A 6994-nucleotide genomic window follows, 5' to 3' on the forward strand; every position below is an offset into this window, starting at 1 on the left:
CCCCCAGCCCCTCTCCCAGAGGGAGAGGGGAGTAGGGTTCCCTCGCTGTTCGACTGCCAGTAACGCCCTCGCACTGCCTCTATCCAATTTGGAACCGTCCTCTAACATCCACCTCAAAACCTAAGAAGGGATCCCGCTGAGGGGGATCCCGAAAGATCTATTCAAGGCAGTTGACTACAGACTGGCGAGGTAACAAGGTTTCTGCAGCAAGCGAGAACCCGTCTTGCCCTCACCGAACGATTAGTAGTCGTAGTCATTCATGCCGCTGCTGCTGCCTGCCGGCGTGTTGGTTTTGGGCTCCGGCTTGTCCACCACAATCGCTTCGGTGGTGAGCACCATGCTGGCAATCGAGGCGGCGTTTTGCAGGGCAGAGCGAGTGACTTTGGCCGGGTCAACGATGCCCGCTTCAAACATATCCACATAGGCGTCGTTCTGGGCGTCGTAACCCACCGTGAAGGGTTTCTCTTTCACCCGCTCCAGCACGATCGAGCCGTTCTGGCCGGCGTTCTCGGCAATGCGGCGCAGCGGAGCGCCCAGAGCGCGGGCAACCAGCATGGCCCCCACCAGCTCATCGCCAGACAGGTTGGCCTGCGCCCACTCGGTGACCACCGGCATCAGGTGCGCCAAGGTGGTACCGCCGCCGGGGACGATCCCTTCTTCCACCGCCGCCTTGGTGGCGTTGATGGCGTCCTCCAGGCGCAGCTTGCGATCCTTCATCTCGGTTTCGGTAGCCGCGCCTACTTTGATCACCGCCACACCGCCGGAGAGCTTGGCCAGACGCTCTTGCAGTTTTTCCTTGTCGTAGGTGGAGTCAGTTTCCTCAATTTGGCGACGGATTTGCTCGCAGCGGGCTTTGACAGCCGCTTCGTTGCCTTCCGCCACGATGGTGGTGTGGTCTTTGGTTACTGTGACGCGACGGGCCGAGCCGAAGGAGTCGAGACGGGCGTTCTCCAGCTTCAGGCCGCGTTCTTCGCTGATGACCTCACCGCCAGTCAGGATGGCGATGTCTTCCAGCATGGCCTTGCGGCGATCCCCAAAGCCAGGCGCTTTCACCGCTACCACGCTCAGCACGCCCCGCAGCTTGTTCACCACCAGGGTGGCCAGGGCTTCTTTCTCGATGTCTTCGGCGATGATCAGCAGCGGACGACCGGCGCGGGCCACTTGCTCCAGAACCGGCACCAGGTCTTGTACCAGGGTGATTTTCTTATCGGTAATCAGGATGTAGGGGTTTTCCAGAACCGCCTCCATCCGCTCCGTGTCGGTGACGAAGTAGGGGGAAATGTAGCCTTTGTCAAAGCGCATCCCCTCCGTCACTTCCAGCTCCGTGGTCATGGACTTGCCTTCTTCCAGGGAGATGACCCCTTCGCGGCCCACTTTGTCCATGGCCTCGGCGATCATGCGGCCCACTTCCTCATCGTTGCCGGCGGAAATGGCCGCCACCTGGGCAATGGCTTTGGAGTCTTCCACCGGGCGGGCATGTTCGGCGATCTTGTCCACCAGGAACTTCACCGCCTTGTCAATGCCGCGCTTAAGGGCAATCGGGTTGGCGCCGGCGGCTACGTTTTTCAGCCCTTCTTTGACCATGGCATGGGCCAGGACGGTGGCGGTGGTGGTGCCGTCACCAGCCGTGTCGTTGGTCTTGGAAGCCGCCTGACGAATCAAGGAGACGCCAGTGTTTTCAATATGGTCTTCCAGCTCAATTTCTTTGGCGATGGTCACCCCATCGTTAACAATTTGGGGTGCGCCAAATTTTTTCTCCAGCACAACATTGCGTCCTTTGGGGCCAAGGGTAACGGCTACGGCTTCTGCCAAAATATCCATGCCGTGTTCAAGGGCGCGACGGGCTTCTTCGCTAAAAATGATTGACTTGGCCATACTCAACCTCTCAAACGTAAATGGACTAAGGGCGATGTAGAGGATCGATCGCTGAAGGACTGAAAATTACTGAACGATTGCGAGAATATCTCGCTCAGCCAGCAGCACGTACTCATCGCTGCCCAGCTTCACTTCTGTGCCGGCGTACTTGGAGTAGAGCACTCTGTCGCCAGCTTTCAGTTCCATCGGGATCAATTTGCCCTCGTCATTGCGCTTGCCAGGCCCAACTGCGACCACTTCCCCCACTTGGGGTTTTTCTTTGGCGGTATCGGGCAAAAAGATGCCACCCGCCGTTTTTTCGTCCTGCTGGGCAATCTTGACCAGCACGCGGTCGCCTAGCGGCTTCAGCGTAGAGACGTTGAGAGTTACTGCAGCCATGACAAATATCCTCCGTAAGGCCTAAAACGCGAGGCTGAAGGGTTGTATCGAGCGCAAACCTAAGCTTCCGTAGTCGAGGTTTTAGCACTCTCGGCTTACGAGTGCTAGTCTATCAGTCGACTTTCCAGCCTGACAATAGCCCCTTTTGGCGGGATCCCCCTTTTTGCCGGGTACGGTTGGGTGCGGATCTCTCTACTTCTAGGCCTGTTGTGGGATCATGGCATGAGGTGGGCTGAACAAGCAGGTGCGGATCCCGTTGTTTCAAGTGGATGCCTTTACGGCCGTGCCTTTTAGGGGCAATCCGGCAGCGGTGTGTTTGCCGCCTCAGGAGCTGCCGGCAGCTTTGATGCAAGCGATTGCGGCGGAGAACAACTTGTCGGAGACGGCTTTTTTACTCCTCCAGGGATCCCTGGGCGATGTTCCCCTCTACGGGCTGCGCTGGTTTACTCCCACCACCGAGGTAGAACTCTGTGGGCATGCCACCTTGGCCGGTGCCTATGTGCTCTTGACCGAGATTCACCCAAAAGCTCAGGAGGTGGCCTTTTCCACCCGCAGTGGCCGGCTGCAGGTGCGGCGGCAGGGGAAGCGGCTGGCGATGGATTTTCCCGCCCAGTTCCCGGAACCCTGGCCAGAAGGCCAGGAGCAAGTGGCCGCGGCTCTGGGGATCCCACCTGTAGAGCTGTACCGCGGCAGCATGGGGGTAGCGGTGCTGGCTTCGGCACAACAGGTGCAGCAGGTGCAGCCGGAGTTGGATCGGGTTCAGACGCTGCCTGTCTCGGGGTTGATCGTCACCGCCTCTGGGGCAGAGAGGGAAGGAGAGCCGGATTTTGTCTGTCGTGTTTTTGCCCCCCAGTTGGGGATCCCGGAGGATCCCGTAACTGGCTCTGCCCAATGTCTGTTGGTGCCCTATTGGTCAGAGCGCCTAGGCCGAACTGAGCTCAGGGTGCGGCAGCTCTCGGCGCGGGGAGGCGAGCTCTGGTGCCGCCATCGCGGCCCGCGGGTGGAGATTGCTGGACAAGCCGTGCTGGTCATAGTGGGAGAGTTGCGGATTCCCTAGAAAAAAACACCCCGGCTGATTCCGGGGTGCTGGAAAAGTACTGGAACAGTTGGGCTAGCCCAAAAGTTCTGCCGCTTGAATGAGCTCCACTTGCTTTTTCTTGAGCACCAGCAGAAGCTGCGTGATAGCCACCGCTGCTAGGAAGGCCACCAGCCATTTCACCCGATCCGGGCTCTGCAGCACCAGATCCCGCTCTACTTGGCCAAAGCCACCTACGTTGGGGTTGTTGGTAACCGGATCCCCTTCTTTGACGCTATCGCCAATGTTAACCACCAACTCCGGCCCTGGCGGCACCACGAGGTGCTTCAGTCCGCCTTCGGTCTCGAAGCTGAGTACCCGCGTGCCTGGCAACTCGTATTCGGGCGGCACCAGGGCAGCCAGCTCAGCCGGCAGGTCGCTGAGGTCGGATTCGATGGTGGCAATGCTGGCTAGGCGGCCAGTGGCGGGAGCGCGGAAGACGTTGTTGTTGCTGAGGCTGCCATCGGGGTTGATCTGGCCACGACCGCGGTTGGCGCCGACATAGACCCGATATTTCATGAAGGCCACCGAGGGATCCTCTTTCGGGTCAGGCGCTACCACTGGGAAGACAATTTCCTGGTGCTGCTCGCCAGGCAAGGGCCCCACCAGAAGGATGTTGGGCTTCTCGTCGCTGTAGGGGGTGATGTAGGTCTCAGCCGTTTCCTGCCGCTGCTCCTCCGTCATCTCCTCCTCAGTGGCCAGGCGGAAGCCTTCCGGCAACACCACCACGGCACCCACATTCAGCCCGCCCTTGCTGCCATCCGCCAACACCTGCTGCTTGCTCAAGTCATAGGGGATCCCGACTTTGATGGTGAACACCTGGCCCGGGGTAACCGCCTGCGGCACTTCGGCACGGGTGGGCATGGCGTTCAGGTGGCAGTTGGCGCAGACAATTTTCCCCGTGGCCTCGCGGGGATTGTCGTAGGCCATCTGGGCATAGTACGGATAGGCTGCTGCCGGACGGGATCCCATCCCCAGCAACAGCAGCAGCGCACACAAGGCCAAGTAAATTCGCTTCATAAGTTCAGCTCAGAATCTCAATCAAAATTCTCGCAAGCCCTTGGGGTCAATCTCCTCAAAGCTGACAACTCATGCTCTAGCCAGGACTAGCGCAGCAACTTCTCTGGGCTTTTCCCCCACTTCTGAGCCGGCGGTAGCCCGTTACAGACTTAGACCACAAGTGTCTCTCCGGAGCCTATTCTGGTGCTTCAGGTCTCACGGAAATCAGGGCCCTGCCAGGGGCTGAAGCGAACGTTGTCGCCGTCCACTGTGGCGCTCACCAGCTCCAGGGAGCGGGGAGCCGGCCCCCGGATCACCTTGCCGTTAGCCGCGTACTGGGATCCGTGGCAGGGGCACTTGAACAAGTTTTCCCCCACGTTCCAGGGCACCACACAGCCGAGGTGGGTGCAAACCGCGTTGAGGCCGTAGTTGGCCACCGCGCCGTTGTCGATCACGATATAGGTGGGATCCCCTTTCAAGCCTTGGGCCAGCACCCGATCCGTGGCTGCGTGGGTAGCCAGCAGCTCACTGACGCTAATCGGCCTGCCGAGGGCATCCTGAGCTATCAGCCCCTCACCTGACCCACCGGAAGAGGGGGGAATGAAATACTTCACCACCGGGTAGAGGGTGCCCACCACCACCACCCCCACCGAGCCGCTGAGGAGGGCATTCAGAAAAACCCGCCGGCTCATGGGGGGCGCCTCGAAGTTGCTAACCGCTTCCGTCATAATGGCCAGTACAAACCTGAGAAGTTTTAATGTTCGTTGACAAACGACATCATCGTAACCGAGCCCCTTGGCTAATATCATTAAGAAATGCAAAGCTAAAGGAAGTGCAAGGCAAGAGGCGGCGGTTTTTCTTCTCCGGCCCAGCTCAGTCCAAACCCGATCCAAGCCAGCCTATGACGGGATCCGACTTTCAAGCTTTGCTGCGGGAGAAGTGGGGCTATTCCTACGACGTGCAACTGCGCCGCATGGGGGACAGGGTGGTTCTGTTGGTGATGTGGCGTTATCTGGAGCAGCCCTCTTTCCCTTTGAGTGAGGCCGAGTATCTGGCTCGCCTGGAGTCTGTCATGGCCCATTTGCAGGCGTGGGGCCTGTGGGAAGCGGTGCAGCGAGAAATTGAGGCTACCCGTCAGAAACCCCGCATCGGGAAGGCGGTGGCCATTCCTTTGGATTTGCAAGGGGTGGGAGAACGCGCCTCCGAGTGGCTGCTGTAGTCTTCCTCGCCCCCGGCTCTTCCCTAAAGGGTAGCCACGGACAGTTTCGCCTCTATCGACGAAAACTCCAACAATCGGCTGGCTATCCAACTTCCACCAGGCCGGCCTGCAGAGCCTGCAAAAACTGGCGGGCGGTGCGACCGGAAAAGCCATTTTGCTGTTGCGCCCAGAGGAGGGCTTGGCGGCGCAAAGCTTCCCCAGAAGAGTCGAGGCCCAGTCGGCGGGCTAGGTGTTCTACGGTGGCCAGGTAGTCGGTTTGGCCGAAGGGGGCAAAGGTGAGAGTGAGGCCGAAGCGATCCCGCAGCGACAGCTTCTCCTGCACCGTATCCCAGGCGTGCACCTCTTGCTCTTGGGGAGGGGGGCGATCGCCAAAAAACTCGCGGATAAGATGGCGGCGGTTGCTGGTGGCATAGAGACGCACGTTGGGCGGCGGTGGGAGGAGATCCCCTTCCAGCAGCACTTTGAGCTGCTTAAACTCGGTCTCGTCGGCCTCAAAGGAGAGATCGTCCACAAAGAGGACAAAGGGCAGCGCCTGCTGTCCCAGCTCTGCCAAGATCTGCGGCAATTGAGCCAAATCTGCTCGTCGCAGCTCCAAAAGGCGCAGCCCCTGGGGGCCGTAGCGCCGCAACAACGCCTTCACGAGGGAAGACTTGCCGGTGCCTCGCGCCCCGTAAAGCAGCACATGCAACGCCGGATCCCCCCGCAGTAGGGCTTCGGTGTTAGCGGCCAACTGCCGTTTCTGCCGTTCGTAGCCGTAGATCTCCTCCCAGTCGGGCAGATCGGGAGTGGGGATCCCTTCTAGCCCTGCCGGCCCCCAGCGAAACGCCCAATAGCGACCATAGAGCCCCACTCCCCCTTGGCGGTAGTGGGCAATTAAGGCCTCCAGGCTCTGGCCCCAATCGGCAAAAGGGCGGGGATCCCAGCCAGAGCTGCTGGGGTTTTCATCCGGCCAGGGGATCCCCAAGCCCAGCGCCTGCATCTGCTCAGCAATGGTCTCCTGGCTATCGGCCAGGATCTGCAGGCAGCGGAGATCGTGGCGGGCCGCTTGCAAAAGGGGGGCCGGGATCCCTTGGGGTTGCAGCGCCGCCCGCGAGAAGGGGTTATCGGCCCAGCGGATTTCCTGGATTAGCCACTCCCGCCAGCTCAAGCCCTGCCGGGCCAAAAGCTCAAACCAGCGCCCGTAGGCTCTCCAGCAGGGCAGGGGATCCCCGCTCATCAACTGCTGGATGAGCTCCTGCCAGGCCAGGGCCAGGGGATGGGCGCAGATTTCCCGAAACACCAGCAGCTTAGCCGCCGCTTCCGCCGCTTCTTCTAAGGGAGTCATCGCTCTAGGTACGGCTCTTAGCATTGTCTACTCTCCCAGAGGGAGAGGGGCCGGCGTTGGGTTAGCGAGCATTGTCCCGCCGGCCTAGCTCATAGAGGCCACCGCCAACACAGGCAATAAGGCC

Annotated in this window: 7 protein-coding genes; 2 read left to right on the plus strand and 5 right to left on the minus strand. The window is 60.2% G+C overall.

Annotated elements, in window-relative coordinates:
- Positions 1–240: 240 nt before the first annotated feature.
- Together groL and groES are read right to left on the minus strand one after the other, a co-directional pair.
- Complete coding sequence (gene groL / locus NW863_RS09760) at positions 241–1875, minus strand: chaperonin GroEL (protein ID WP_414366006.1); 1635 nt, start codon at positions 1873–1875, stop codon at positions 241–243.
- Positions 1876–1941: 66 nt separating this feature from the next.
- Positions 1942–2253: a co-chaperone GroES gene (gene groES, locus NW863_RS09765; RefSeq protein WP_011430254.1), complete on the minus strand. Its 312-nt coding sequence runs from the start codon at positions 2251–2253 to the stop codon at positions 1942–1944.
- Between the two features lie 256 nt (positions 2254–2509).
- Here groES and NW863_RS09770 point away from each other — a divergent pair, with 256 nt between their 5' ends.
- Positions 2510–3310: a PhzF family phenazine biosynthesis protein gene (locus NW863_RS09770; RefSeq protein ID WP_414366007.1), complete on the plus strand. Its 801-nt coding sequence runs from the start codon at positions 2510–2512 to the stop codon at positions 3308–3310.
- 54 nt (positions 3311–3364) lie between these two features.
- Here the strand turns inward: NW863_RS09770 and NW863_RS09775 are convergent, their stop codons facing one another.
- The gene (locus NW863_RS09775; protein WP_414366009.1) at positions 3365–4348 is read right to left on the minus strand and encodes an apocytochrome f; all 984 of its coding nucleotides are present in this window, start codon (positions 4346–4348) and stop codon (positions 3365–3367) included.
- A 188-nt stretch (positions 4349–4536) separates the two neighbouring features.
- Positions 4537–5055 (minus strand): cytochrome b6-f complex iron-sulfur subunit, encoded by a 519-nt coding sequence (locus NW863_RS09780; RefSeq protein WP_414366011.1) that lies wholly within the window; start codon positions 5053–5055, stop codon positions 4537–4539.
- A gap of 173 nt (positions 5056–5228) precedes the next feature.
- Here NW863_RS09780 and NW863_RS09785 point away from each other — a divergent pair, with 173 nt between their 5' ends.
- Positions 5229–5546, plus strand: a complete 318-nt coding sequence (locus tag NW863_RS09785; RefSeq protein WP_414366012.1) for a DUF3067 family protein — start codon at positions 5229–5231, stop codon at positions 5544–5546.
- An 82-nt stretch (positions 5547–5628) separates the two neighbouring features.
- Here the strand turns inward: NW863_RS09785 and NW863_RS09790 are convergent, their stop codons facing one another.
- Positions 5629–6870, minus strand: coding sequence for an ATP-binding protein (locus NW863_RS09790; protein WP_414366014.1), 1242 nt, complete (start codon positions 6868–6870; stop codon positions 5629–5631).
- Positions 6871–6994: the final 124 nt, after the last annotated feature.

Origin of the sequence: Synechococcus sp. B60.1 (assembly GCF_047462555.1) — a bacterium.
Classification (GTDB): domain Bacteria; phylum Cyanobacteriota; class Cyanobacteriia; order Thermostichales; family Thermostichaceae; genus Thermostichus.

Excerpts from the sequence above, each read along its gene's own strand:
- NW863_RS09775 (WP_414366009.1), bottom strand. The coding sequence starts at position 4,348 with ATGAAGCGAATTTACTTGGCCTTGTGTGCGCTGCTGCTGTTGCTGGGG.
- NW863_RS09790 (WP_414366014.1), bottom strand. The coding sequence starts at position 6,870 with ATGACTCCCTTAGAAGAAGCGGCGGAAGCGGCGGCTAAGCTGCTGGTG.
- groL (WP_414366006.1), bottom strand. The coding sequence starts at position 1,875 with ATGGCCAAGTCAATCATTTTTAGCGAAGAAGCCCGTCGCGCCCTTGAA.
- NW863_RS09780 (WP_414366011.1), bottom strand. The coding sequence starts at position 5,055 with ATGACGGAAGCGGTTAGCAACTTCGAGGCGCCCCCCATGAGCCGGCGG.
- NW863_RS09785 (WP_414366012.1), top strand. The coding sequence starts at position 5,229 with ATGACGGGATCCGACTTTCAAGCTTTGCTGCGGGAGAAGTGGGGCTAT.
- groES (WP_011430254.1), bottom strand. The coding sequence starts at position 2,253 with ATGGCTGCAGTAACTCTCAACGTCTCTACGCTGAAGCCGCTAGGCGAC.